Origin of the sequence: Promicromonospora kroppenstedtii DSM 19349, from assembly GCF_000515355.1 — a bacterium.
Taxonomy (GTDB): Bacteria; Actinomycetota; Actinomycetes; order Actinomycetales; family Cellulomonadaceae; genus Promicromonospora; species Promicromonospora kroppenstedtii.
Genome location: NZ_KI911686.1, coordinates 129,906 through 131,325, shown reverse-complemented (window position 1 = coordinate 131,325; position 1,420 = coordinate 129,906). Strand labels below are relative to the sequence as shown.

The 1,420-nt window shown below is 75.1% G+C and carries 1 protein-coding gene; it reads left to right on the top strand.

The annotated features are described in order from the left end of the window. Positions 1-232: 232 nt before the first annotated feature. On the top strand, positions 233-1,420 hold a 1,188-nt coding region (gene radA, locus PROKR_RS15225), incomplete at its 3' end, for a DNA repair protein RadA (protein WP_036964679.1).

Here is a 1,420-nt window from a genome sequence, read left to right as displayed (position 1 = left end):
CGGCGGGGCGGATGGGCGCCTGGCGGACGGGTGCGGGGCGGGCGGGGACGGTGGGCAGAGGGACGGTCGGGTGTGCTGGGCCGGTGCGCGACCCGTCCTGGCGCACCCTGCGCCCGTCGGTGGCCGGCATGGTCGCAAACTACCTGCCGGAGGCGGTCCGCGCGGCGTGGTCAGAGGGCTCGCGGGGGGTGATCTTCGGGCCTGTGTCAGTGGTGCCACGTACGGTTCCCCCGTGACCTCATCGACCTCCAAGAAGGCCCGGCCCGCGTACCGGTGCTCCGAGTGCGGCTGGACCACCGTCAAGTGGGTCGGCCGCTGCGGGGAGTGCCAGGAGTGGGGCACGGTAGTAGAGGACGGAGCTGCCGCGACCGGCCCCCGCACGGCCGCCGTGTCCCCGGCGCGGGCGCCGGCGCGCCCCATCGCCGAGATCGACGTGGAGTCCGCGCGCGCCAACCCGACGGGCGTGGGCGAGTTCGACCGCGTCCTCGGCGGCGGCCTGGTGCCCGGCGCGGTGATCCTGCTCGCCGGTGAGCCGGGCGTGGGCAAGTCGACCCTGCTGCTCTCGGTCGCGAGCAACGTGGCCGACGGCGCACTGGGCCCCGACGGGTTCGAGTCGCCCCGCACCGTGCTGTACGTGACGGGCGAGGAGTCGGCCGGCCAGGTGCGGCTGCGGGCCGAGCGGATCGGCGCGCTGTCGCCCACGCTGCTGCTCGCGTCCGAGACCGACCTGGGTACGGTGCTCGGCCACCTGGAGGCGAACCAGCCCGACATGCTCATCGTCGACTCGGTGCAGACCATCGCGTCCGCGCAGGTGGACGGGGCCCCGGGCGGCGTCTCGCAGGTCCGGGAGGTCGCGGCAGCGCTGATCGCCGTGGCCAAGGAGCGGCAGATCCCCACGATCCTCGTGGGGCACGTGACCAAGGACGGCTCCGTGGCCGGCCCCCGCACGCTCGAGCACCTGGTGGACGTGGTCTGCCAGTTCGAGGGCGACCGGCACTCCCGCCTGCGCATGATCCGTGCGGTGAAGAACCGGTACGGCCCCACGGACGAGGTGGGCTGCTTCGACCTGTCGGAGGACGGGATCGTCGGGCTGCCGGACCCGTCCGGGCTGTTCCTGTCCCACGCGGGCTCGGGGGTCGCCGGCTCGTGCATCACGGTGACGCTGGAGGGGCGGCGCCCGCTCGCCGTCGAGGTGCAGGGCCTGGTGGCGCCGAGCCCGCTGAACAACCCGCGCCGTGCCACCAGCGGCGTGGACTCCAGCCGGCTGGCGATGATCCTCGCCGTGCTCCAGCGGCACGGCGGCCTGCGGCTCGCCGACCAGGACGTCTACGCCTCGACCGTCGGCGGCGTGCGGATCACCGAGCCGGCGTCGGACCTCGCCGCCGCGCTGGCGCTGGTGTCCGCGCGGACGGGCAAGCCG